The sequence below is a fragment of the Halochromatium glycolicum genome, assembly GCF_016584085.1.
GTDB classification, from domain to species: Bacteria; Pseudomonadota; Gammaproteobacteria; order Chromatiales; family Chromatiaceae; genus Lamprobacter; species Lamprobacter glycolicus.
Genome location: NZ_NRSJ01000005.1, coordinates 141,040 through 165,722, shown reverse-complemented (window position 1 = coordinate 165,722; position 24,683 = coordinate 141,040). Strand labels below are relative to the sequence as shown.

Genomic DNA, 24,683 nt, shown 5'->3' with positions numbered 1-24,683 from the left:
ACGGAGCCAACCCATGGAACGCTTGAACGACTACCTGCCGCAACTGGACCAACTGCTCGAACAGAGCCACGGCGACAAGGACAGCTATCTGCATCCGAAACGAAAGAACCTCGGTTGCGTCTCTGTGGTACTGCTGCGCGAGGCGATCGCGCCGCTGGTGATCCGCAACGCGGAGCAGGAGATCACGGATATCGAGTTTCACGACGACACCTGGGTCCGCGCCATTCCGAACAAGTTCAAGTATCCCGAGCGCGGGCGTGGCCTGCAGATCCTGCGGGCTATGAACGCCGGTGGTCGCTATCCGCAGAACCGCACAGCCATTCCGAAGGGATCGAGGGCTTCCGAGTCGTTCGACCTCAATACGCTGGTGTTCGGCGACTCGGCGAACCACGAGAGCAAGGTGCTGCCGGTGCGCGCCGCGGTGAACTATTCCGATGCGCTGAGCTTGCGACCGAAGTATCACGTGGTGGGCGAGAGCTTCCACAACCGCGGCTTCGAGAACGGCACGCTCTGGGATGCGGAGGCCAAGAAGAACACCGACAACCTGTTCAGCCGCCACTTCGTGACCCCGGGTGCGCTGCTGGTGCAGGTGCTGTCCACGCGCGGCAAGCTGCTGCCGCCCATCGGCCTCAAACACCTGCTGTTGTCGGTGGGGCTCGCCGGCAGCTACGGCGGGCAGACCTCGGTGACCGGCATCAACTTGCGCACCCACTTCGTCGGCCTCTATGCGGACAAGTTCGAGAAGGCGGAGACCTCGCCCTACGAATTGCTGAAGACGGTCGGCGGCAACAACGCGATGGACGTGGAACAGGCGAAGACGGCACTGGATGAGGTGCTCAGGCCCAAGCATGCGACCGTGATCCCTGGCGCGGATGTGCAGACCTGGGTGGATGACCTGATCGCGGGCTTCAACGCGCCGGGTGGAGCGCTGGAACAGGAGTACCAAGGCGCCGCTGAGGCGATGGTCAAGCTGTTCGACGGCTGGTTCGAGAGCGGCAAGAAATGACGGCAGTCATTGGGCTCAAGGCCACGACGCTGACGCCCTTCGCCTACCACTCGCTGGCAGTCCAGGGCGGCACCGCGACCCTGCCGGAACTGATCAGCGACAGCGCGTTGTGCTTCGGTTTGGCCAGCGCACTCGGCTACGCCCGCGCCTGGTGTGCCCTGCCGGCGAAGGACTACAAGCGCGACTGGTCGGCGATGCCCTGGCGCGCATCGGTGCTCACCACGCAGCAGCCGCGGCTGCTGCCCCCTATCGCCCGGCGGCTGAATCTGGAGGAAGAGGGCGGTTTTCAGAAGAAGCTCCGGGATGTGGTGAGCAAGGGCAACCTGAAGCAGTTCTGGAGTATTCAGGAGGTGCCACCGGCGGTGCAGTTTCAGGGCGCCCTGTTCGGCCCGGACCCGTTCAAAGTGGTTGGCGCCGATGAGATCGTGATCCGCGTCGGCCTGCACCGCAACGGCATGGTCAAGCTGGAGCCCGACCGGACGGTGGAGAGGGTACGGCTGAATGCGGCCACGGCGATGCTGTTCGAGCAGGAATTGCAGGTCGAGCGCTTCCTTCTCTACGGGCTGCAATTAACCGCGCCGATGCCGCTGAAGGATGCGACGGATGAGGTCCGAAAATGGAAATAACTATCGCACGCCATTGCGTCGCCAAGGGTGGCGACGGCCTCTCGCCGTTACAGCATGCGCTACTGCATGACGCGCATCCTATCCGGGTGGCCGACGCGCCCACCGGAGCTGGCAAGAGCTACGCCTTCCAACGGGCGCTGCTCGAACAGGAGGCACGCATCCTGTTCATCGTGCCCACCCGACGCCTGGCGCAGAACCTGGCCGGCGCTCTGGTGCAAGAGCTGATTGAGGCCGGTTGGCCGCAGCCGCGTGCTGAGCGTGCCGTTGCACTCTGGAGCTCGGATCAAACCCTCGCCTTGCGCGAGGCCGGGGTAATCAACGTCAGCGGGCATCGGCTGCGTCAAATGCAGGAGCTCACACCCCATGCCGGCCATGGCGAGATGATCATCGCGGTGCCGGAGGTCGTGAGCGGCCTGTTGATCCGGCGCCGGGTGCAGGCCGGCAGTGATGGACTTGGCGTCTTCGACCTGTTGAACGACTTCGATCACATCGTCTTCGATGAATTCCACACCATCGAGGAGCGGGGCTTCGGGCTCGCGGCTGTGTTTGCGCGGCTGCTGACGGTGGAACGCGAAGTAGGGGTGCGCGGTTACGGCGGCGCCAAGCTGAGCTTTCTGTCCGCAACGCCGTTGGATCTCTTGCCGACCCTGGCGCAAGTGGGGGTGCCCGCGGATCAGATCGCTCCGTTGAGCGAGACCTTGGTCGATGAGGGGCGACCGTTGCACGGCGATGTCGTGCTCTCGTTGGAGGAAGCGCCAACGCTATCGGCGCTGATCCTGAAACACCTCCCCGCGATCGCGGCAGAGCTCGAGCAGGGGCGACAGGTGGTCGCGATCTTCGACTCCGTCGCAAACCTGGAGCGCGAGTTGACCGCGCTCGCGCGGAGGCTCACCGCGGGCGGTATCGACCTCTCGCGGGTCTTGGTGATCAACAGCATCCGCGACAGTGTTGCGCGCGGCTTGACCGCTGCCGGGCTCGCCTTCGGGCGCAAGCAGAACCCGCACGACTTCGGGCTCATCCTGGCCACCGCCAGCGTTGAGATGGGCGTGACCTTCCGCCAGGCCAACTTCATGCTCATGGAGCCGGGCATGGAGCCGATGAACTTCCTGCAGCGTTATGGTCGGGCGGCACGGCGTGGCGAGGATGGTCGGGTCATGCTGCGCTTGGACAGCGACAAGCAGATGCGCGCGGGCTGGCTGCGGCAGTTGAGGGCCTTCATCGAGGAGCATGCTGGCGAGGAGGTCGGCATCGAGGCGCTGACGAACGTGTTGAGCCGGGCCGCTCAAGCTACCGGCAGCGGGCCGCTCGCGCCGGGCACCTTCGGACAACTTTCCAAGCGCGCCAACTTCTGCGCCGGCCTCTACTGGAACGCGCTGATGGCGCATCCGAGCTACAAGAAGCACCAGGGTGCGCATCTGTTCAAGCATCGCCCGGACGCCTGCAAGACGCTGTATCGGCTGGAACAGGACGTGCGCCGGCTGGAGGCGCAGCCCGGCTGCAAGGAGCACGTCGAGCGCTGGCTCAAGCTGTTTCGGGAGCAGGTCTTCGATCTGCGCTCCATCGAGCCGCGGGTGCGGGTGGTGAACGAGCGTGGCGAGGCGTTGGAGTTCGGTCGGGTCTGGCTGCGCCGGGAGACCACCGTCTATGAGCGCGGCACCTACGACGGCGACGAGATCCACATCACCGGCAACTTCGATGACTACTGGCGCGAGGACAAGGACCACTCGGCCGAGCGCACCTGGGTCTGCTACTTCCCGCACACCGGCGAGACGCGCTTGCTGCCCGTGAAGGGCTTGGTGCCGGCCTGGTGCAAGGCGCTCACTGAGGTCGACCAATACCGCATCGAATGGGACGACGAGCCCGAGGCCTTCGAGTCCGCCACGAAGCTTGTCCAACTGACCGGCCTGGTACCAGGACATGACCCAGAGATTCCAGTGGAATCGGTCAGCGGCGTTCTCTGAACGGGTCGACCGCCTGGAACTGCATGGCTTGCACTTCCAGCACGTCAACCTCTGCGAGCGCCGGGCCTGGATGTACCTGCACCGAGTCAACTTCGCGCAGTGGAACAGCCGCGTCGCGACCGGTGCCGCGCATCAGGCGACGCACTACAAGCGGGATCGTTCCACGGTCGGGCTGTTCGGCCTGGCGCCGGATCGGGTCGATTGGGATCAGGCCATCGTCTTCGAGAACAAAGGCACCGGCGGCGCGTCGGGGGCGGTGGATCGCCAGGTCGGCTTCTACGCACTGATGCTCTCCATTGCGACCGGACGCATCTGGACAGGGCGGGTGCAAGTACTTACCAATCGGCGTTGGCGCGAGGTGTCGCTGGACGACGCGCTGCTCGACGGGCTTTGGGCGGACAGCCTGAAGCTGGAGCAGTTGTTCTTCAACGAACGCGTCCCCGGCGCGCACCGGATTGGACTTTGCGCCAGCTGCTCGCTGGCTCCTTTTTGTGGACATGATTGATGGAAACGCTGTTCATCACCCGCGAGGCCAAGCTGAAGCAGCGCGAGAATACCCTGGCGATCACCATCGGTGACCGCACCCGGTCGTTACCGATCGAGTCCATCAGTCATTTGGTCCTGCTGGGAGAGGCGCGCCTGAACAGTCGGCTGCTGACGCTCTGCGGCAAGCACGGTGTCCGGGTGTCAGTGTTCGACTTCTACGGCTACTGCAAGGGAGCCTTCGAGCCCGTCGCCCGCAATCCAGCGGGCTTGGTCAAGCTCAAACAGGCGGCGCTGCTGCTGGATGACAAGCGCCGCATGGCGGTCGCCAGGGAGGTCGTACGCGGGGCCGCACACAACATGCTGGCGAACCTGCGGTACTACCACTATCGCGGCGCCAAGGACCTGGACAGGATCATCAAAGGCATGCGAAAGCTGGTGCCGAAGATCGGGATCGCTGAGTCGAGCGAGGTCTTGATGGGCGTCGAGGGTAATCTGCACGAGTGGTACTACAGCGGTTGGAAGCACATCGACACTGCGCTCGATTTCACGCCCAGGGTCAGGCGACCGCCGAATAACCCGACCAACTGCCTGATCTCGTTTTTGAACCAGTTGACCTACGCCGTCGCTCGGCACGAGGCCAGCAAGACCCACTTGGAGGAGACCTTCAGCGTGTTGCATGCGCCGGGGCGCGGCCGCGCATCCTTGGGATTGGATCTCTGCGAGCCGTTCAAGCCGGTGGTAGTCGACATGCTCATCTTCCGTATGGCCCGCAGGCGGATGCTCGCTGACAACTGGTTCGAGCAACAGGACGGCGTCTGTCTGTTGACGGAAACCGGACGGAGACACGTATCGGAGCAATTCGCGCAGCGGCTGGAGGAGGTCTACGCAGATCGCACCTATCGTGAATGGATCTATCGCGAGGCGCTCGGGATCGAGCGACACGTACTCGACGTCGAAGAGTACGTCGCCTTTACACGTAGAGTCTGACGATGTTCATGCTGGTCACCTATGACGTCGAAGCGACACGCACGAGCATCTTTCGGAAGCTGCTGCGTCGCTACCTCAACCACGAGCAATACTCGGTCTTTACCGGCGACATCACGGAAGCGAATGCCGTACGGCTGCGGCGTGAGCTCAGCCAGGTGATGATCCCTGAGGATCGTCTCACCGAGATCACTGCCGCCAACCGCCGCAATGTTCATGTGGTTCATCTGGTCAAGGACCAATCCGGTAAGGGCGAGGTCAAGCGCGAGCAAGACAACCGCCACAGCTCGGATTTTGACACCCTGTGACCGACTTCGACCTCCGCTGAAGCCTCGAACCACCCTCTCAGATGCTCCACTGGCTCGATGCATCCGCTAGCACGCCCTGCTTCGTGTAGACTCCTCATGCGTCGAGGCGCGCAAAAACGAGGGTTCCGAATCCCCATGAGGGGTTATGAGCCGAGTGTGAGACGACCTTCCCTTCGCGCGTCGCGTGTTCCGAATCCCCATGAGGGGTTATGAGACCGATCGGGACGGGCGTGCAGACAGCCTGGCGGAACGTTCCGAATCCCCATGAGGGGTTATGAGCAGCAGTTCGCTCGCTTTAAGTCGATACTGCGGATCGTTCCGAATCCCCATGAGGGGTTATGAGACTCGGACTGGCGAACACGCGCAATCTTGCGCAGATCGTTCCGAATCCCCATGAGGGGTTATGAGTCTCCGCCTAGACTGTCAGGCGCGGCGATCAGGGCCGTTCCGAATCCCCATGAGGGGTTATGAGATTGTCCGTCTCGACTTCGACTTCGTCTTCATCATCCGTTCCGAATCCCCATGAGGGGTTATGAGACGCACGGCATAGCTCGCGTGATCGGGTACTGCCTCGTTCCGAATCCCCATGAGGGGTTATGAGTTGTAATCGATGCGCGTTCTGCGCTCGGTGCCGATCGTTCCGAATCCCCATGAGGGGTTATGAGGCAGTAACCGCGGTCTAGCTCGGTGGTGAATTGATCGTTCCGAATCCCCATGAGGGGTTATGAGCTGTGTGTCAACCGCGTCCTCTACGAAGACCAGAGCGTTCCGAATCCCCATGAGGGGTTATGAGACCCCGCCGCCCAGCGCCTTAAAGGCATCCACCTGTGTTCCGAATCCCCATGAGGGGTTATGAGCCGCTGCCGGCGTCCCGCGGCTTAAAGAACACGCGCGTTCCGAATCCCCATGAGGGGTTATGAGCCTCGCGGCCCCAGGTCTCGTGCCCCTGCCCCAGGCGTTCCGAATCCCCATGAGGGGTTATGAGATCAATGCCACCGGCGGCGGTGTGCTGATCAACGGGTTCCGAATCCCCATGAGGGGTTATGAGACCCAGGCAGACCGCGAAGCCGCCATCAAAGCGACCGTTCCGAATCCCCATGAGGGGTTATGAGGAACTGAATCACGCAACAGAGAGGCCAATGCAATGAGTTCCGAATCCCCATGAGGGGTTATGAGGAGGCGGTGATCTGGCACACGATCCAGCGCAAGGCGAGTTCCGAATCCCCATGAGGGGTTATGAGCTCGAGTTCGGAGACGAACAGCAGCACGTTGACCGCGTTCCGAATCCCCATGAGGGGTTATGAGCCGGCGCCAAGATGCAGACGAGCCTTTTGGTGCACGGTTCCGAATCCCCATGAGGGGTTATGAGTTGAAGGCGGCTCATACGTCTTTGCAAAAATCCGCAGTTCCGAATCCCCATGAGGGGTTATGAGCGATCCATTGCGGGTGTCTCTTTGTGCTTTAGCCTCGTTCCGAATCCCCATGAGGGGTTATGAGGGATATGCGTCGCGATGTAGCGCACTGCGTGTTGCTGGTTCCGAATCCCCATGAGGGGTTATGAGACGTTTGGCAGCGTGGCGGTCGCTCAGACCACACAGGTTCCGAATCCCCATGAGGGGTTATGAGGTGATCTCGGTGTCGGTGATCTTCTTGGCCGGGCGGGTTCCGAATCCCCATGAGGGGTTATGAGTATCGCGCCAATAAGCACTCGCACCGCACCGACTGGGGTTCCGAATCCCCATGAGGGGTTATGAGGCGACGCCGTGCGTCCCATCCAGGAGGCCGCCGCATGTTCCGAATCCCCATGAGGGGTTATGAGAGCAGGCGCCCACGGCAGACAGCGCCACCGGGGAGCGTTCCGAATCCCCATGAGGGGTTATGAGCTGCGCGCCGGCGCCCGCCAATGGCAGCTCGGCGTCGTTCCGAATCCCCATGAGGGGTTATGAGATCGGCTACGGACATACCGCGACCGCGCAGCCCGGCGTTCCGAATCCCCATGAGGGGTTTTGAGCTGCATGCACCCAGGGCACTCTGTTAAGCCGCGACGAGTTCCGAATCCCCATGAGGGGTTATGAGTGGAAGGGTTCGAGCGCGAAGTCTTCGCTGGTCGTGGTTCCGAATCCCCATGAGGGGTTATGAGACCGCCTCCGGTCCCGCAGCAGATCAAGCGGCTTCAGTTCCGAATCCCCATGAGGGGTTATGAGGGTAATCAGCCGCAGAACTTCGACGAGGATGTGCCGTTCCGAATCCCCATGAGGGGTTATGAGTGATCTCCGTTTGACGGCAAGCGTTCAAACAACGCAAGTTCCGAATCCCCATGAGGGGTTATGAGAAGATGCTTTAATTCTTCCAGTAGGCAATGGTGACCGTTCCGAATCCCCATGAGGGGTTATGAGCTGCATACAGCCGGGGCACTCCGTTAAGCCGCGACGAGTTCCGAATCCCCATGAGGGGTTATGAGAAGTGTATGCTTATGTCAACGCAACTATTGCTAATAGTTCCGAATCCCCATGAGGGGTTATGAGGCGATGCAGCGCACCAAGGCACTCGGCCTGCTGCATGTTCCGAATCCCCATGAGGGGTTATGAGCCGCGCCCTCGGCGCTGATCCATTGAGAAAACACCCGTTCCGAATCCCCATGAGGGGTTATGAGGAGCAGGACAAAGACGACTTCTTTCGACTTGCGGTAGTTCCGAATCCCCATGAGGGGTTATGAGATCGCTTGCAGTCCGAGCACAATCGCGAGCAATCCAGTTCCGAATCCCCATGAGGGGTTATGAGCGCGATCAATGACTTACACGGGGCCGCAGGCGCTGGTTCCGAATCCCCATGAGGGGTTATGAGCGGCACGAGTGCGCCGACGTAGGCGACTTCGGCCTTGTTCCGAATCCCCATGAGGGGTTATGAGCGGTTGGCGCCGTCAGCACTGGCGCACGATGCCCTCGTTCCGAATCCCCATGAGGGGTTATGAGCGTAGACCCAGCGACCCTGATCGGCGTTGAGTAAGGGTTCCGAATCCCCATGAGGGGTTATGAGTCGTCGCTGCCATCTTCACCAAAGCGCACGCGGGCGGTTCCGAATCCCCATGAGGGGTTATGAGCAGATGTCGCGGACGGTGCCGCCCATCTTGCGAAGCGTTCCGAATCCCCATGAGGGGTTATGAGTCGGCATACCAGCGCTTGCCGCGCTTGCGAAACGATGTTCCGAATCCCCATGAGGGGTTATGAGCAAGGCGTTTTGCCCGATGCGTCTGTCGCGCTCACGGTTCCGAATCCCCATGAGGGGTTATGAGACGGCCGATCTCCCGGCTGTTCGCGCGGGGCGCAAGTTCCGAATCCCCATGAGGGGTTATGAGATCGGCGCACGGCGCTGAACGCGCAATCGCTGAGTCGTTCCGAATCCCCATGAGGGGTTATGAGCGTTCCGCGATGAATTGGCGAGCGGCACGTTCAGGGGTTCCGAATCCCCATGAGGGGTTATGAGCGCCTGCTCTCGCTTCTTCTCGCGCCGGATCAGCGCGTTCCGAATCCCCATGAGGGGTTATGAGCTCGACGCATCGCGAGCGTGGTGCTTGCGCGTTCGCGTTCCGAATCCCCATGAGGGGTTATGAGTCTGGCGATCGTGTTATCGCCAAGCTGGACGGATCAGTTCCGAATCCCCATGAGGGGTTATGAGTGCTCGGGGCAGACTCTGCGCTGATTCGCGAGGTGAGTTCCGAATCCCCATGAGGGGTTATGAGCCAATTACGCTTGCGGATGGCGAGTCCGTAACACTCGTTCCGAATCCCCATGAGGGGTTATGAGGGCAAGTGAGTAATATCCAAATGCACAACGCGCATCGTTCCGAATCCCCATGAGGGGTTATGAGGCTTCACCTTGTTGGCACTCGCCTATTGGAAGGAGCGTTCCGAATCCCCATGGAGATTATGATATGAAGAGTCCGGGCTGAGGTCGTACATCGCGCCGCTGGTCGTTCCGAATCCCCATGAGGGGTTATGAGATGGCGGTGATGGTCGCGCTGCGGCCGCGCAGGGGTGTTCCGAATCCCCATGAGGGATTATGAGGATTGCACCTGAACTCTTGCACTCTTTGACAGCCAACGTTCCGAATCCCCATGAGGGGTATCGAAGGCGCTCCGCCACCATCTCCCGCAATTCCTTTGGCGCCATCACCTCGACCTCTGGCCCGTACTTGAGGATGTCCATCAGCAGCTCGCGCGGGTCGGAGTAGGGGATCTGGAGCTCGTAGCTTCCCTCGCTCCATTGACCGAGCTGGTCCGGGTGCCAAACCTCGTCCGCGACCCAGCGTGACGCCTCTGGGCTGAACCGCAGCACGGCCCACGCGCTGGCGTTGCCGGAGAAGATGCCGAAGCTGGCGCCGAGGAACCGGTCGAGCGTCTGCTGATCGTGCACGCGCGCCCGGCCGGCAAGCTTCTCCGCATGGGTGATGCGGTCGAGCGAGAAGGTGCGGAGCGCGCGAGCGTGGTCGCAGTCGGCGATCAGGTACCAGTTGTCGCGATAGCGCAGGAGCCGCTGCGGGTGAATGAGACGGTCGCTCTGGCTGTCCTTCGACCGGCTGTGGTAGCGAATCCTGAGCTGCCGGCCCTCAAGCAAGGCGGCGGTGATGATGCCGAAGCGCTGAGGCTCCGCGGGTCGCGCGGCGACGGGCTGAAGCAGGATGCGCTCGCTCACGGCGGAAGCACTATGCCCGCTCTGGCTCAGGAGGCTGCGCAGCCGAGTCCGCAGCGGTCCGAGATAGGGGGCGAGGAGTCCGGGCTGGACGAGATCGAGCAGCCGTTCGCTAGCGAGGAGGGCATGCAGCTCGCTTTCGTTCAGCCAAAGTCCGGGCAGCTCGAAGCTGGTCGATTCCTCGTAGCGATAGCCGTTGCTGGCGCGGTCGTAATCAATCGGCGCGCCCATGAAGTCGCGCATGTAGCCGAGATCGCGCACGAGCGTTGCGCGCGACACCTCCAAGGCTTCCATGAGCTGGGCGAGCGAGTGGGGCCTTTGCCGCAGCAGTGCATGCAGTCGGTAGATACGCTCCGCGCGGTTCATGACGAATCCATGGGCATGGTAGAGTTTTTCCCTTATGCGTTGAACTTCCATTGATCCAGGCTACGCATTTTGAATCCCGATGCCTTTGAGCGATAGTGATGGGTGATTGAGGGCGCGGAGCACTTCCATGGGGCGCCTCGCTGCGCTGGCTCGCGGCGGTAGGTGTTCCTCCGTATCCATCCCCAACTGGCAAGCCCGGCTGTCGCGGTTTGTGGGACTGTTTTGCGGAGCGGCATCTACGCTTGGGTCGGGCTGTCGACCTTGGAGAAGTCCGCAATGGCCTTTCTCGGAGGACAACGGACGGTTGCGATCTGCTTAAGCAGCTCGGACGTGCTCGCATCCCCTCTTCACTCCTCGCCGACATCGAGTCGGACCCCGTTTCGTGACCACCGCGGCCCTGAGCCGCAACCGCTACGCCGGCGGATGCCACCCCGCTACGACCCACAGCCGGCGCGCGGGAACGATGTAGGGGTTGTTCAGGCGTAGGGCCTCCACCGTGGCTCGGCCCATCGGGGTGAGACACCGAATGCGGACCCCGCCATCCGTCCAGGCGAAGTGCTCCGACCAGCCCTGTTCGCGTGGGTTGAAGAGCGAGACCCGATCGCCGGTGTCCGGATCGAGGGCCTCGGTTTGCGTGCCCTTATAACTATTGCACCAGGCGCAAGACAGCCAGAGGTTGGCCGGCTCCGATCCGCCGCCACGGGCGCGCGGTATGAGGTGCTCGATGTGCATCCGGGCGCCACTGACTCGCTGGTCCGTGAGGCAGTACCCGCATCGATAGCCGGCTTCGGCGGTGATGCGCTCCTTGAGCGCCCTCGAGATGGCGTCAGGCATCAAGCGGCGTCGGCTTCGGCCAACAGCCGCTTGCCGCTGCGGATGCTGAGCAGTGCTGTCGCTCGCGCCTTGCGGAGCGTGATCCGTCCGTAATCCGTTCGCAGGGCGTCCAGCTCATCCTGTTCTGCCGATGAAGACGGTCCGCTCGTGCTGAGTTCGACCATGCGGGCCTGGTCCTCCTCGGGCATCACGGAATGGGCGGTCTCCATGAGCCGAGCATCATCCCACCAGGTCATCTCGACCAACTCGGCGCGCATATCTTCCGGGACGTCGTCCAGCGACGGCACCACGCCTTCGAGCATTGCGGTGAGCACTTCCTCGAGCGGCCTGTGTACGGCGCGCGCCGCGCCGCCGACGCGTTCCGCGAGGGCGTCCGGCAAGTTGATGGTGATGGTCGTCATCTGCGGCTCCCGTCGTCTGGCGTTCGCCAGGGGCTTCGTCGGTCCGATGATGGGATTTTTGGCCCAAACCGCCGAAAATCGGCAGTAGGCCTTGAGGCGGAGTCTACCAGGTTGAGTTGCTGGTAGACTCCACCTTAGCGGTGATAAATCAGTAGCCTACGAGCAGCCGAGCATCGGTTCCGGCAACTGCCAGATCACGACCTCGATCAGCACGCCGTTGGCGAACTGCTCCTTCTTTCGGTAGACCGCCTTCGCAGGCATGCTGGTCGAGTCCTGAGTTATCCCTAGAGATTCACTCGAAAAGACGGCAGGTTATCCTCTGCTTGCCCAGCAAGCCACTGCGCTTGGGCCTCATCGTAGGGATCACTCGCCGCGTCGCCCGCAAGCGGGCGACAGGCCGGTTTCGGCACCCCCTGGGGGTTATCATCGTGCCGGTGCCCCAGCGGCGGCCAAATTGTGGGGATACCTCAGGGTCGAGCCTGTTTGCTGTCGATCTTTTATCCCGTCGCCGTGCGAATCCACTCCACCCGCTTGCGCATGACGCCGTAGTAGACCACCGGGATCACCACCAGCGTCAGCACGGTCGAGACGAACAGGCCGAACAGCAGTGAGACCGCGAGGCCGGAGAAGATCGGGTCGTCGAGGATGAACGCGGCGCCGGCCATCGCGGCGAGGGCGGTCAGGACGATCGGCTTGGTGCGCACCACGGCCGCGTCGACGACCGCGCGCTCCAAGCTCGCCCCCTCGCGCACCTGCTGATTGATGAAGTCGACGAGCAGGATCGAGTTGCGCACGATGATGCCGGCGAGCGCGATCATCCCGATCATGCTCGTGGCGGTGAACTGCGCGCCCAGCAGGGCATGACCGGGCATGATGCCGATGATCGTGAGCGGGATCGGTGCCATGATCACCAGCGGCACCAGATAGCTGCGGAACTGGGCCACGACCAGCAGATAGATCAGGATCAGCCCGACGCCGTAGGCGATGCCCATGTCACGGAAGGTCTCGTAGGTGACCTGCCATTCGCCGTCCCATTTGACGCTGTACTCGTAGGGGGTCTCGGCCGGCCTCATCGACCGCACCGGGCATCAGCACGAGCAGTCTGCGCCCGCCAATAGCCATGTGCCGATGGATGTTCTCGACCACGACCCCCTTGGCGCCTTGGTGGACAAGCTGGCTAGTCCCTCAGATCCACGAAAAGATTCTTACCGCATGCGCGGGCATACTTACGTAAGGTGGCGACGGAAGGCGAATGCTTGCCAGTGGCCAGCGCCCGCTCCAAGCGTGCCACTGCGGGCGCGTGCGTGCCCATGCGCTCCGCGACCTGAGCCTGGGACAGCCCCGCCTCGTGACGCGCCTTGAGTAACAGGTCGAGCAGGGCGAATTCCTCCTGCTCCAGGCGCTCGACCTCGGCTTGCACACCGGGACGCTGCATCAGCGTCTCGATCAGTTCATCGTGGGTCTGCATGCTGGATCTCCTTCATCCGCGCTTCGGCAAGACGCCGTTCGCGTACGGGTGTCTTGTTGGTCTTTTTGACGGCCAGCGTCTTCGGTTCGGTCAGAGACGATGAGGATATCGAGGAGAGCGACCTGGATAGACTGAGCGATCCGACTCGCGATGCCACGCCACGCTCTTCGACACGACGAGCATTCAGATGGAGCTTTCCGATTTGCTGCGGTTCAGTGTCGATATTCTGAATCCACAGACGTTGCCGGACAGCTTCCGCGATCGCGTATTGCACGAGGCACAGCCGTTATGACTATGCAGACCGTCAGCCGTGAACAATTGAAGGCAGAGATCGATCAGCTCGACAGCGAGTATCTGGGGCTCGCCTACCGGGTCATCCGCCAGTTCCCCCATCGACCGTCGCCGGATCAGCAAAGGCCCGGCAGACCGCTTTTTTCGAAAGGCTGGCACGGCCGACTTGCCACTCCGGCTTTCAGTGACCAAGCCCTGACGAACGATCCCAAGCTGGCCTACCCCGCGTCGCCTTCTGTCCCCGAGTTTTGCGACAACCAAGACACAAGGCCGAATTCGCGGTGACGGGGGCGTCAAGCCGCCCGTGAGCCATCGAGTGTGAGATCGAGACGAATCGCGTCCCAGGGCACGAAGACCCTGCCCTCGGCATCTTGCTCGATCAGGTCGTGTTCGAGCAGTTTGTCGAGATCCTCGCGCACGCTGTCATATCCTTGCCCGAGGCGCTTGGCCAGTGCCTGGATCGAGAGCGGCCCCGTCGCCTTGAGCGTATCCAGTAACCGCAGACGCTCCGGGGTGAGCTCGGCGAACAGCTGTTCCGGACTGGCGAAGTTCAGTCGGTAGTCGGCCTCTGGCAAGGCGTCGCCAGCATCAATCGCGCGCGCCAGGGCTTGTAGGTCCGACTTCGTTTGACTCCAGTCACTGATGCCGACAATCGCCTTTGCCATGTTGCGCCTCCCAGTCGTCTAGGTCGCGGATGAAATCGGCCAGTAGTTGGTCGATGCCAACAAACTGATAAGCAACTTCTGTGTCACAGATGTGCTTGTGGTCGCCCTTGCCGCGCTCGTTGTCGTAACGCACGATGCAGTTGCCGTCATGACCTGCATAAAGCCGATACTTGAAGGGATGCGCACAGCCAGGCATCGGTTCCGATAACTGCCAGATCACGACCTCGATCAGCAAGCCGTTGGCGAACTGCTCCTTCTTTCGGTAGACCGCCTTCGCAGGCATGCTGGTCGAGTCTGTTTGCTGTCGATCGTTTATCCCGTCGCCGTGCGAATCCACTCCACCCGCTTGCGCATGACGCCGTAGTAGACCACCGGGATCACCACCAGCGTCAGCACGGTCGAGACGAACAGGCCGAACAGCAGTGAGACCGCGAGGCCGGAGAAGATCGGGTCGTCGAGGATGAACGCGGCGCCGGCCATCGCGGCGAGGGCGGTCAGGACGATCGGCTTGGTGCGCACCACGGCCGCGTCGACGACCGCGCGCTCCAAGCTCGCCCCCTCGCGCACCTGCTGATTGATGAAGTCGACGAGCAGGATCGAGTTGCGCACGATGATGCCGGCGAGCGCGATCATCCCGATCATGCTCGTGGCGGTGAACTGCGCGCCCAGCAGGGCATGACCGGGCATGATGCCGATGATCGTGAGCGGGATCGGTGCCATGATCACCAGCGGCACCAGATAGCTGCGGAACTGGGCCACGACCAGCAGATAGATCAGGATCAGCCCGACGCCGTAGGCGATGCCCATGTCACGGAAGGTCTCGTAGGTGACCTGCCATTCGCCGTCCCATTTGACGCTGTACTCGTACGGGTTCTCGGGCGGGCTGATGAACCACTGGTTGAGCCCCAGGCTCTCGGTCAGCTGCGCCGAGATCGCGAACAGGCCGTAGAGCGGACTGTCGGTCTCGCCGGCCATGTCGCCGGTGACATAGACCACCGGCAGCAGGTCCTTGTGATAGATGCTGTGCGCGCGCTCGGTGTCGACCACCTCGACGATCTCCGAGAGCGGCACCAGCTCGCCGCTGCGGGCGCGCACCCGCAACGCCAACACCTGCTCGAGATCGGCCTGATCGGCCTCCGAGTAGGTGACCCGGATCGGCACCGCGAACTTGACGTTGGCGCCGTGCAGGAAGCTCATGTCCTCGCCCTCGAGCACGGTGGCCAGCGCCTGCGCGACCGAGGCCTGCTCGACCCCGAGCCGCGCGGCCTTGGCGCGATCGACGACGACCAGGAACTTGGCCGACGGATATTCGACCGAGTCGTCGATATCGACGATGTCCTCGGTCGCGGCGAAGGCCGCGCGGACCTGCTTGGCGATCGCGATCTGCCCCGGATAGTCGATTCCGTAGACCTCGGCGACCAGCGGCGAGAGCACCGGCGGGCCGGGCGGGATCTCGACGATCTTGGCGTTGCCGTCGTAGCGGCGCGCGATCTCCTGCAAGGGCGCGCGCAGTTCGCGTGCGATCGTGTGGCTCTTGTCGTCGCGATGATGCTTGTCGACGAAGTTGACCTGGATATCGCCGAGGTGCGCGCCCTCGCGCAGGTAATACTGGCGCACCAGCCCGTTGAAGTTGATCGGCGCCGCGGTGCCGGCATAGGCCTGGTAGTCAGTCACCTCGGGCACGGTCTCGAGGTACTCGCCCATCTCCGAGAGCACCCGCGCGGTCTGCTCCAGGCTGGTGCCCTCGGGCATGTCCAGCACCACCTGCAGCTCGCTCTTGTTGTCGAACGGCAGCATCTTCAGGATCACCGTCTGGGTGACCGCGAGCGACAGGGATGCCGCGATCAGCAGCAGGATGCCTGCCAGCAGCAGCCAGCGGTTGCGCATCCCCTTGCCGCCGGCGAGGAAGGGACCGATTGTGACGTCGAACAGCTTCTGCAGCCGCGGATCATTGCCCTCTTGGTGATGGCCGGCGTCGCCGCTGGCGATCGCGGCGTCATGGCGGCGGCCGAGCAGCATGTTGCTCATCCAGGGCGTGAACACGAACGCGACGACCAGCGAGATCAGCATCCCCATCGAGGCGTTAATCGGGATCGGGCTCATGTAGGGCCCCATCAGGCCGCTGACGAAGGCCATCGGCAGCAAGGCCGCGATCACGGTGAAGGTCGCGAGGATGGTCGGGCTGCCGACCTCGTCGACCGCGCCCGGCATCAGGTCGAGCAATCTGCGCCGGCCGATCGCCATGTGCCGATGGATGTTCTCGACCACGACGATCGCATCGTCGACCAGGATGCCGATCGAGAAGATCAGCGCGAACAGCGAGACCCGGTTCAGCGTGAAACCATAGGCCCAGGATGCGAACAGCGTCAGCGCCAGGGTCACGATCACCGCGGCGCCGACGATGATCGACTCGCGCCAGCCGATCGCCAGCATCACCAGCAGGATCACCGAGCCGGTCGCGAAGATCAGCTTGCTGATCAGTTTCTTGGCCTTGGCATCGGCGGTCGCCCCGTAGTCGCGGGTGATGGTGACCTCGACGTTGTCGGGGATGAAGGTGCCCTCGAGCTGCTCGAAGCGCTCGATCACCCGCTGGGCGATGTCGACCGCGTTGGTGCCCTCCTGCTTGGCGACCGCGATGGTCACCGCCGGGGTGATGCCGACCAGGTCGATGCCCTTCTCGGCGGCGCCCGGGCCGGCGCCCATCCAGACGTAGGTCTCCGGGACCTCGGGGCCGCGCTCGAGGGCCGCGATGTCGCGCAGGTAGACCGGGCGGCCGCCGTGCAGGCCGACCACCAGCTCGCCGATCGCGTCGGGGCTGGTCAGGAACGTGCCGGCCTGGACCAGGATCTCCTGGTTGTCGTCGACGATGGCGATGTCATCGCGGATGCTGTTGCTCGCCTGCAGTGATCGCCGGAGGTCGGTCAGGTCGATCCCGTGCGCGGCGAGCGCCTGCGGGTCGAGCACCACGCGCACCACCTGGCGCGGCTCGCCGACGGTGTAGACGTCCCGGGTGCCGGGCACGCGCTTGATCTCCTGCTCGATCGCGTGCGCGACCTGGCCGAGCTCGTAGGCGCCGACGGTCTCGTCCTTGGACCACAGGGTCGCGGTCAGGATCGGCACGTCGTCGATGCCCTTGGGCTTGATGATCGGCTGGCCGACGCCGAGGTTCGGCGGCAGCCAGTCCTCGTTCGAGCGCACCTTGCTCGACAGCCGCACGATCGCGTCGGTGCGGTTCTCGCCGACCTCGAACTGGACCGTGATCACGGCCATGCCCGGCCGCGAGATCGAGTAGATGTGCTTGACCCCTTGGATCTCGGAGAGCACCTGCTCGGCCGGGCCGGCGACCAGGTGCTCGATCTCGGTCGCCGAGGCGCCCGGGAACGGGATGAAGATGTCGGCGAAGGTGACGTTGATCTGCGGCTCTTCCTCGCGCGGGGTCACCAGCACCGCGAACAGGCCGAGCAGCAGGCCAAGCAGCGCCAGCAGCGGCGTGATCTCGGTGTCCTGGAACTGCTTGGCGATGCGCCCGGAGAGGCCGAGCTTGGTCGGCGCGGCCGCGTCGGCGGCGCCCTGTGCGGCCGGGGGCGTGGCTGGGGGCATAGCCGGGTCAGCAGTATGGTTCGACTCAGCCATCCTGCGGCTCCCCGCCCTCGACGCGGGACTGCGCCTGGGCCTTCAGCGCGACACCGGCGGCGATCGGGTCGAGCGCGACCTGCTCGCCCTCGGTCAGTCCGGAGAGCACGACCACCTCGTCGTCCAGGGTCGGGCCGGTGCGGATCTGGCGCAGGCGGATGTCGCCGTCGGGATCGACGACATAGACGGCGGTGACCTCGGAGCGGTAGACCACGGCCTCTTTCGGAACGGTCAGCTCCTGCTCCTTTCCGGTGACGATCCCGGTCTTGACGAACATGCCGGGGAAGAGCCCCTCGGTCTCGGTGCTCAGGTCGGCGCGGACCTTGAAGGTATTGGAGCCGAGATCGGCGAATGGGAAGACCGTGATCCGGTCCGGCTCGGCGACCTCGCCGGAGGGCAGATAGACCCGGATCTCACCGAGCTCGCGCACGGCCGGGATCAGGCTCTGCGGCACATCGATGATGACCCGCAGCTCCTCGAGCGAGACCCCGCTCATCACCGGGGTGCCGGGGCTGGCGATCTCGCCGAGCTCGACATGGCGGCGGGTGACGATGCCCGAGTAGGGGGCACGGATCTGGGTGTAGGCGAGCTGCTCCTGGGCCTGCTCGAGGTTGGCCTGAGCGGAGTCCAGCCGCGCTTCGGCGCTCTTGAGCTCGGCCTCGGCGCGGTCCATTGCCGATTCGGAGACGTTCTGCTGCTCGTAGAGGCCCTTGACGCGCGCATGCTCGTCGCGCGCCTGTTCGAGCTGGGCTGAGGCCGAGCGCAGCTCCGCGGCGGCCTGGGCGAGCCGAGCGCGATGCTCGGTGTCGCGCAGTCGAACGATGATCTCGCCCTTTTCGACGAAATCATCGACGTCGTAGAGGATCGCCTCGACCTGGCCGCTGGTCTGGGCCGAGACCGTGGTGCGGTTGATCGCCTCGACCACGCCGTCGAGGCGGTATTCCTTTGGGACCACGCGGTAGCTGGCCTTTGCAATGGTCAACTGGTCAGCGGCTGGTGGCTCGGTGGCCGCGGTTTGACCTGTTGCTGCGATCAGCAGGAGCGATATCGACAGCGCCCGAGCAACGCGAAAGCCTATCTTCATTGCCATGGGATTCCCCGCCAGTAGATTAGTATTTGCTTATATTATCTGTTTTGTTATTGAGTTCAATCTATTTTTCGTCAGTTTACGGGTCTGGGTCGGCATTCGTCGCGCCTTGTGGGCGTTCGATCACCCTGAGCTCCCGGTCACAGCGCGGACGAGCCGAGGGCTGGGCGTTGTGGAGGCCTGATATCGCCGTGGGGGTTGTGAGCGACCGCGGGGGCTGACGAGAACGGGGGCGTTTGCCGAGTCTCGCTTCAACGGCTGTTGCGTGGCTTCCGAGGCGCGTTGCGCGTGCCTGATCGCAACGAGGCGAGTCAGGCAGAACGAGACGGACTGGTCATGCCAACGAGCCGTGACTCAGCGGGATACCGCGTTTGGTGTCAGGCGAGAAGCTCGTCCGGCGTCGTCGCGCGGTTGCTCTCGAGCATGCGCTGGAAGCGTTGTGGGTCGTGCTTGAGGATTTCGACGTATTCGTCGAGCAGCGTCGCCCATTGCGGGCCGCCGTGCTCGCGGAATTTCACGAGCGCGACCAGCAGGATCTTGGCCGCGGCCCGGATCTCGCGCTGATCGCCGTCGCCGTAGTGGCCGACGAGCTCGTCGTAGAGGGCTTCGACCCGCTCGATCGGGGGCTGATGATCCTTGGACATCGGGCTGTGCTCTACCGTGCGTCTAGCGTGAAGGGGGCTTTCGAGAAGGGCCGTCAGTATACTCAAGACACATCCAGGACCTGCGCCCGGATATGCAGGCCGCGTCGCGCGAGCGGATGGTTGAAATCGACCTCGACGCCGTCGCTGTCGCTGCCGAGGATCGTGCCGGGGAGCTCCTGGCCGCCAGGTGTCTCGAATTGGATCACCAAGCCTTCCTCGGGCGCGAAGTCGGGCGGGAGATCGCTGCGCGCGATGCGCTGGATGCGGCTCGGGTCGTGCTCGCCGAACAGGGCACTGCCATCGGCGAGGAACTGCTCATCGGCGCCGGCGCAAAGTCCGTCCAGCAACGACTCCAGGCCAGGCGCGAGGGTCCCGTCGCCGACTCGGAATTCGAGCGGCTCGCCATCGAGGCTCGACAGCGCCTCGGTGCCGTCCTCGAGATGGATCGCCAGATGCAACCGGACCCGTCTGCCGGGGCCGATCGAGGGGGGTTCGGTGGTCATTGGTCTGTCACTCCGGAGCATGACGGGGAAGGCAGTATGCGGGCTGCGGCACCTGCTGTCGCGCTGCGCCGTGCAGCGACGCGCTCGGCGACTGACCCCATCCATTGAGCGTTTCGTGCCGGCCGTTTATGCTGCGGCGTCTGTCTGTTTTGAGGAGCATCGCCCGATGGCGGGTCACAGCGACCAACCAAGAACACTCTTCGACAAGATCTGGGACGATCATGTCGTGCGCACCGATGAGCACGGTACCGCCCTGCTGTACATCGACCGGCAACTGGTGCACGAGGTCACCTCGCCGCAGGCCTTTGAGGGCCTGCGCCTGGCCGGGCGCAAGCCGCGCCGGCCGGAGGCCAACCTCGCGGTGCCGGATCATAACGTCCCGACCAGCGACCGGCATCTCGGCATCGTCGACCCGATCTCGCGGCTGCAGGTCGAGACGCTCGAGGCCAACTGCCGCGAGTTCGGCATCCAATTGTTCGACATGGGTGATCCGCGCCAGGGCATCGTCCATGTGATCGGCCCCGAGCAGGGGTTAACTCATCCCGGCATGACCGTGGTCTGCGGCGACAGCCACACCTCGACCCACGGCGCCTTCGGCGCGCTCGCATTCGGCGTCGGCACCTCCGAGGTCGAGCATGTGCTGGCCACCCAATGCCTGCTGCAGCGCAAGCCCAAGAGCATGTTGGTCAGCGTCGAGGGCGAGCTGGGACCGGGCGTGACCGCCAAGGACATCGTGCTCGCGATCATCGGCGAGATCGGCACCGCCGGCGGCACCGGCCATGTGATCGAGTACGCCGGCGATGCGATCCACGCGCTGAGCATGGAAGGGCGGATGACCGTCTGCAACATGAGCATCGAGGCCGGCGCCCGCGCCGGGCTGGTCGGTATCGATGAGCACACCATCGACTATCTGCGCGATCGCCCGCGCTCGCCGACCGGCGCCGAGTTCGAGCGCGCCGCCGAGTATTGGCGCTCGCTGAACAGCGACCCCGGTGCCGACTACGATCGCGTCGTGCGCATCGATGCGGCCTCGATCCGGCCGCAGGTCACCTGGGGCACCTCGCCGGAGATGGTGGTGCCGGTCGACGGCGCCGTGCCGGACCCGGCCGAGGTCGCCGATCCGGTCAAGGCGACGAGCTATGGGCATGCGCTCACCTACATGGGGCTCACGCCGCGCACCCCGATCGCCGAGATCGCGATCGACAAGGTCTTCATCGGTTCTTGCACCAATGGTCGCATCGAGGACCTGCGCGCGGCCGCCGCGGTCGCCAAGGGCAAGCAGGTTGCGCCCTCGGTCAAGCTCGCGATGGTCGTGCCCGGCTCCGGGCTGGTCAAGCAGCAGGCCGAGGCCGAGGGCCTGGACCGGGTCTTCCTCGATGCCGGCTTCGAGTGGCGCGAGCCCGGCTGCTCGATGTGCCTGGCGATGAACGCCGACCGGCTCGAGCCCGGCGAACGCTGCGCCGCGACCAGCAATCGCAACTTCGAGGGCCGCCAGGGCCAGGGCGGGCGCACCCATCTGGTCAGTCCGGCAATGGCGGCGGCGGCCGCCGTGGCCGGTCACTTCGTCGATGTCCGGGAGCTCGAACAATGAGGCCATTCGAACGATTCCGCGGCGTCGTGATGCCGCTCGATCGCGCCAATGTCGACACCGACGCGATCATCCCGAAGCAGTTCCTGAAGTCGATCCACCGCACCGGCTTTGGGCCGAACCTGTTCGACGAGTGGCGCTATCTGGATCACGGCGAGCCCGGGCAGGACTGCGCGAACCGGCCGCTGAATCCGGATTTCGTGCTCAATGACCCGCGCTATGCGAACGCCGAGATCCTGCTCACGCGGCGCAACTTCGGCTGCGGCTCCTCGCGCGAGCATGCGCCCTGGGCCCTGGCCGATCATGGCTTCCGGGTGTTGCTGGCGCCGAGCTTCGCCGACATCTTCCATCAGAATGCGATCAAGAACGGGCTGCTGCCGATCGTGCTCGATGAGGCCGTGATCGACAGCCTGTTCGCGCGCGCCGGCGGCGAGCAGCCGCTCCAGATCGATGTGGATCTCGAGGCGCAGCAGTTGCGGCCCAGTGTCGGCGAGCCGATCGCCTTCCCGATCGATGCCTTCCACAGGCACTGCCTGATCAATGGGCTCGACGATATCGGCCTGACCCTGCAGCATGCGCCCGAGATCGCGGCCTATGAGCAGCGGCGGCGCGAGCAGGCGCCCTGGCTGTTCGCGTCGGCGGTATCGGCCTAGTCGCATGACGTGGTCTCTGACACGCGAGCGGCCCTCGCGGAACTGCGGCCTGGTGCCCATGACCGCTTGGGTGGCGAGTCTTCTATCGCTTCGCCAAGGGTGTCTTCACACTCGGGGTGCTCTCGTCGTCATGCCCTCATGACCGCGCGCATCCCGATGTAGTGCACCTCTGAGGGAAAAATGGCCAAACACTATTGACGCAGGCTACTCGCGCTTGCCTCGCACCGGCTGCGGCGCCGCTGCGCACTCGATTCCTGTCTGAACGGAGACACGCTTGACCAAGAAGATCCTGATCCTGCCCGGCGACGGCATCGGCCCGGAGATCGTCGCCGAGGCCGTCAAACTGCTCGACTGCCTGCGCACCGACTTCGGACTCGCGATCGAGACCGAAGAGGCGCTGGTCGGCGGCGCCGCCTATGACGCCGCCGGGCATCCGCTGCCGGACCAGACCCTGGCCCTGGCCAAGACCGCCGATGCGGTGCTGCTCGGCGCCGTCGGCGGCCCGAAATGGGAGCCGCTCGAGATCGCCTTGCGCCCGGAGAAGGGGCTGCTCGGTCTGCGCTCGGGGCTCGGGCTGTTCGCGAACCTGCGCCCGGCGATCCTCTATCCGCAGCTCGCCGAGGCCTCGACGCTGAAGCCGGAGGTGGTTGCCGGGCTCGACATCATGATTGTGCGCGAGCTGACCGGCGGCATCTACTTCGGTGAGCCGCGCGGCGTCGAGACCCTGGCGAACGGCGAGCGCCGCGGCCTCAACAGCCTGGTCTATACCGAAAGCGAGATCGAGCGCATCTGCCGGGTCGCGTTCGAGATCGCGCAGAAGCGCGGACGGCGGGTCTGCTCGGTCGATAAGGCCAACGTGCTCGAGTGCACCGAGCTCTGGCGCGAGGTCGCGACCCGGGTGGCCGGTGATTACCCGGACTGTGAACTGAGTCACATGTACGTCGATAACGCGGCGATGCAGCTTGTTCGGGCGCCGAAACAGTTCGATGTGATGGTGACGACGAACATGTTCGGGGACATCCTCTCCGATGCGGCGGCGATGCTGACCGGCTCGATCGGGATGCTGCCCTCGGCGTCGCTGAACGCGGACGGTCAGGGCATGTACGAGCCGATCCACGGCTCGGCGCCCGACATTGCCGGACAGGACGCCGCGAATCCGCTCGCGACCCTGCTCTCGGTCGCGATGATGCTGCGCTACTCGCTCGGTGAGCCGGACCATGCCGACCGCATCGAGGCGGCGGTCTCGGCGGTGCTCGAGCGCGGTCTGCGCACCAAGGATATCGCCGCCCCGGGAGCGAGCGCGGTCGGGACCCGGGCGATGGGCGATGCGGTCGTCGACGCCTTGCGAGCAGCGAGTTAGGGGGTGATGATGAAACGGGTAGGCTTCGTTGGTTGGCGCGGGATGGTGGGCTCGGTCCTGATGGACCGGATGCGCGCCGAGGACGACTTCGCATTGATCCCGGAGGCGTGCTTCTTCTCGACCTCGCAGCAGGGCGAGCCGGGGCCGGATGTCGGGCAGGGCGCGGCGCCGCTGCTCGATGCCCAGGATCTCGAGGCGCTGGCCGGGATGGATGGCATCGTCACCTGTCAGGGTGGCGACTACACCTCCGCCGTGTTCGACGACCTGCGCGCGCGCGGCTGGTTCGGCTACTGGATCGACGCGGCCTCGACCCTGCGCATGCGCCCGGACAGCACCATCGTGCTCGACCCGGTCAACCTCGAGGTGATCGAGCAGGCGCTCGCGGACGGCAAGCGCGACTTCATTGGCGGCAATTGCACGGTCAGCCTGATGCTGATGGCGGTCGGGGAGCTGCTGCGGCGCGATCTGGTCGACTGGGTCAGTGCGATGACCTATCAGGCCGCCTCCGGCGCCGGCGCGCGCAACATGCGCGAGCTGTTGTCGCAGATGGGCGCGCTCGAGGGCGCTGCGGCCGAGCTGCTGGCCGATCCGCGCAGCTCGATCCTCGCGATCGACCGTGCCGTCACCGCGGCGATGCGTGCCGGGGACTTTCCGGCCGACGCCTTCGGCGTGCCGCTCGCCGGCAGCCTGATCCCGTGGATCGACAAGGCGATGGAGACCGGCCAGTCGAAGGAGGAATGGAAGGGCGGCGTCGAGACCAACAAGATCCTCGACCGCGGTGAGCAGCCGATCCCGATCGACGGCACCTGCGTGCGCATCGGCTCGATGCGCTGCCATAGCCAGGGGCTGACGCTGAAGCTCAAGCGCGCGATCCCGGTCGACGAGGTCATGGGGATGCTGGCCGAGGCCAACGCCTGGGTCAAGGTGATCCCGAACGAGCGCGAGCAGACCCTCGCCGAGCTCTCGCCGGCGGCGGTGACCGGCGATCTGATGATCCCGGTCGGGCGGTTGCGCCGCATGGCGATGGGGCCGGAGTACCTGAACGCCTTCACGGTCGGGGATCAGTTGCTATGGGGCGCGGCCGAGCCGCTGCGCCGGATGCTTAGGTTGCTGCTCGAGCGGTAACGGCGCG

Annotated in this window: 21 protein-coding genes, 2 pseudogenes and 1 CRISPR repeat array; of the genes and pseudogenes, 11 read left to right on the top strand and 12 right to left on the bottom strand. The window is 64.2% G+C overall.

Features of this window, described 5'->3' with window-relative positions; genetic code table 11:
- Nucleotides 1–13: 13 nt before the first annotated feature.
- The 6 genes from CKO40_RS04895 to cas2 are packed head-to-tail and all read left to right on the top strand — an operon-like array spanning nt 14 to nt 5,371.
- Nucleotides 14–1,006, top strand: coding sequence for a type I-D CRISPR-associated protein Csc2 (locus CKO40_RS04895; protein WP_200345065.1), 993 nt, complete (start codon nt 14–16; stop codon nt 1,004–1,006).
- A complete protein-coding gene (locus CKO40_RS04890) occupies nt 1,003–1,632 on the top strand; it encodes a hypothetical protein (RefSeq protein WP_200345064.1) in 630 nt (209 codons plus the stop codon). Before CKO40_RS04895 ends, CKO40_RS04890 begins: the two co-directional genes overlap by 4 nt.
- Entirely contained in the window at nt 1,623–3,593 is a 1,971-nt protein-coding gene (locus tag CKO40_RS04885; RefSeq protein WP_200345063.1) for a DEAD/DEAH box helicase, read from the top strand. The genes CKO40_RS04890 and CKO40_RS04885 overlap by 10 nt, the downstream gene beginning before the upstream one ends.
- Nucleotides 3,550–4,098 (top strand): CRISPR-associated protein Cas4, encoded by a 549-nt coding sequence (locus tag CKO40_RS04880; RefSeq protein ID WP_200345062.1) that lies wholly within the window; start codon nt 3,550–3,552, stop codon nt 4,096–4,098. Before CKO40_RS04885 ends, CKO40_RS04880 begins: the two co-directional genes overlap by 44 nt.
- The gene (gene cas1 / locus CKO40_RS04875; RefSeq protein ID WP_200345061.1) at nt 4,098–5,066 is read left to right on the top strand and encodes a CRISPR-associated endonuclease Cas1; all 969 of its coding nucleotides are present in this window, start codon (nt 4,098–4,100) and stop codon (nt 5,064–5,066) included. The genes CKO40_RS04880 and cas1 overlap by 1 nt, the downstream gene beginning before the upstream one ends.
- Before the next feature lie 2 nt (nt 5,067–5,068).
- Complete coding sequence (gene cas2, locus CKO40_RS04870; RefSeq protein ID WP_200345060.1) at nt 5,069–5,371, top strand: CRISPR-associated endonuclease Cas2; 303 nt, start codon at nt 5,069–5,071, stop codon at nt 5,369–5,371.
- Nucleotides 5,372–5,493: 122 nt separating this feature from the next.
- A CRISPR array of direct repeats spans nt 5,494–9,238; the repeat unit is 28 nt; unit sequence GTTCCGAATCCCCATGAGGGGTTATGAG.
- 256 nt (nt 9,239–9,494) lie between these two features.
- On the opposite strand, the pseudogene CKO40_RS04865 reads toward cas2, so the two are convergent.
- From CKO40_RS04865 to CKO40_RS04840, 6 genes and pseudogenes are all read right to left on the bottom strand, one after another.
- Nucleotides 9,495–10,424, bottom strand: a pseudogene (locus CKO40_RS04865) (helix-turn-helix transcriptional regulator); the annotation flags it as partial.
- A gap of 411 nt (nt 10,425–10,835) precedes the next feature.
- Nucleotides 10,836–11,258: an HNH endonuclease gene (locus CKO40_RS04860; protein WP_200345059.1), complete on the bottom strand. Its 423-nt coding sequence runs from the start codon at nt 11,256–11,258 to the stop codon at nt 10,836–10,838.
- Complete coding sequence (locus CKO40_RS04855; RefSeq protein ID WP_200345058.1) at nt 11,258–11,659, bottom strand: hypothetical protein; 402 nt, start codon at nt 11,657–11,659, stop codon at nt 11,258–11,260. Before CKO40_RS04855 ends, CKO40_RS04860 begins: the two co-directional genes overlap by 1 nt.
- A gap of 497 nt (nt 11,660–12,156) precedes the next feature.
- Nucleotides 12,157–12,720, bottom strand: a pseudogene (locus CKO40_RS04850) (efflux RND transporter permease subunit); the annotation flags it as partial.
- A 116-nt stretch (nt 12,721–12,836) separates the two neighbouring features.
- Nucleotides 12,837–13,127: a helix-turn-helix domain-containing protein gene (locus CKO40_RS04845; protein ID WP_200345057.1), complete on the bottom strand. Its 291-nt coding sequence runs from the start codon at nt 13,125–13,127 to the stop codon at nt 12,837–12,839.
- Entirely contained in the window at nt 13,111–13,401 is a 291-nt protein-coding gene (locus CKO40_RS04840) for a hypothetical protein (RefSeq protein ID WP_200345056.1), read from the bottom strand. The genes CKO40_RS04845 and CKO40_RS04840 overlap by 17 nt, the downstream gene beginning before the upstream one ends.
- Nucleotides 13,402–13,415: 14 nt before the next feature.
- On the opposite strand from CKO40_RS04840, the gene CKO40_RS04835 reads away from it, so the two are divergent.
- Complete coding sequence (locus CKO40_RS04835; protein ID WP_207173404.1) at nt 13,416–13,703, top strand: hypothetical protein; 288 nt, start codon at nt 13,416–13,418, stop codon at nt 13,701–13,703.
- A gap of 8 nt (nt 13,704–13,711) precedes the next feature.
- Here CKO40_RS04835 and CKO40_RS04830 read toward each other — a convergent pair whose 3' ends face one another.
- The 6 genes from CKO40_RS04830 to CKO40_RS04805 all read right to left on the bottom strand — a co-directional run bounded on the left by CKO40_RS04830 (nt 13,712) and on the right by CKO40_RS04805 (nt 19,950).
- Complete coding sequence (locus tag CKO40_RS04830) at nt 13,712–14,083, bottom strand: HVO_A0114 family putative DNA-binding protein (RefSeq protein WP_200345054.1); 372 nt, start codon at nt 14,081–14,083, stop codon at nt 13,712–13,714.
- A complete protein-coding gene (locus tag CKO40_RS04825; protein ID WP_338074118.1) occupies nt 14,055–14,420 on the bottom strand; it encodes a toxin-antitoxin system TumE family protein in 366 nt (121 codons plus the stop codon). The genes CKO40_RS04830 and CKO40_RS04825 overlap by 29 nt, the downstream gene beginning before the upstream one ends.
- Nucleotides 14,396–17,683 carry an efflux RND transporter permease subunit gene (locus CKO40_RS04820; protein WP_200345053.1) on the bottom strand — a complete coding sequence of 1,096 codons (3,288 nt, stop codon included), beginning with the start codon at nt 17,681–17,683 and terminating at the stop codon, nt 14,396–14,398. The genes CKO40_RS04825 and CKO40_RS04820 overlap by 25 nt, the downstream gene beginning before the upstream one ends.
- Nucleotides 17,684–17,708: 25 nt before the next feature.
- A complete protein-coding gene (locus CKO40_RS04815) occupies nt 17,709–18,800 on the bottom strand; it encodes an efflux RND transporter periplasmic adaptor subunit (protein ID WP_200345099.1) in 1,092 nt (363 codons plus the stop codon).
- A gap of 380 nt (nt 18,801–19,180) precedes the next feature.
- A complete protein-coding gene (locus tag CKO40_RS04810; protein ID WP_200345052.1) occupies nt 19,181–19,447 on the bottom strand; it encodes a hypothetical protein in 267 nt (88 codons plus the stop codon).
- Nucleotides 19,448–19,509: 62 nt separating this feature from the next.
- Nucleotides 19,510–19,950: an FKBP-type peptidyl-prolyl cis-trans isomerase gene (locus CKO40_RS04805; protein WP_200345051.1), complete on the bottom strand. Its 441-nt coding sequence runs from the start codon at nt 19,948–19,950 to the stop codon at nt 19,510–19,512.
- A 166-nt stretch (nt 19,951–20,116) separates the two neighbouring features.
- Between CKO40_RS04805 and leuC the strand changes: the two genes are divergently transcribed.
- The 4 genes from leuC (at nt 20,117) to asd (ending at nt 24,676) form a co-directional block, all read left to right on the top strand.
- Nucleotides 20,117–21,541: a 3-isopropylmalate dehydratase large subunit gene (leuC, locus tag CKO40_RS04800; protein WP_200345050.1), complete on the top strand. Its 1,425-nt coding sequence runs from the start codon at nt 20,117–20,119 to the stop codon at nt 21,539–21,541.
- Nucleotides 21,538–22,191, top strand: coding sequence for a 3-isopropylmalate dehydratase small subunit (gene leuD / locus CKO40_RS04795; RefSeq protein WP_200345049.1), 654 nt, complete (start codon nt 21,538–21,540; stop codon nt 22,189–22,191). Before leuC ends, leuD begins: the two co-directional genes overlap by 4 nt.
- A 274-nt stretch (nt 22,192–22,465) precedes the next feature.
- On the top strand, nt 22,466–23,551 hold the full coding sequence (gene leuB / locus CKO40_RS04790; protein ID WP_200345048.1) for a 3-isopropylmalate dehydrogenase: 1,086 nt from the start codon (nt 22,466–22,468) through the stop codon (nt 23,549–23,551).
- A gap of 9 nt (nt 23,552–23,560) precedes the next feature.
- Nucleotides 23,561–24,676, top strand: a complete 1,116-nt coding sequence (gene asd, locus CKO40_RS04785; RefSeq protein ID WP_200345047.1) for an aspartate-semialdehyde dehydrogenase — start codon at nt 23,561–23,563, stop codon at nt 24,674–24,676.
- Nucleotides 24,677–24,683 lie beyond the last annotated feature (7 nt).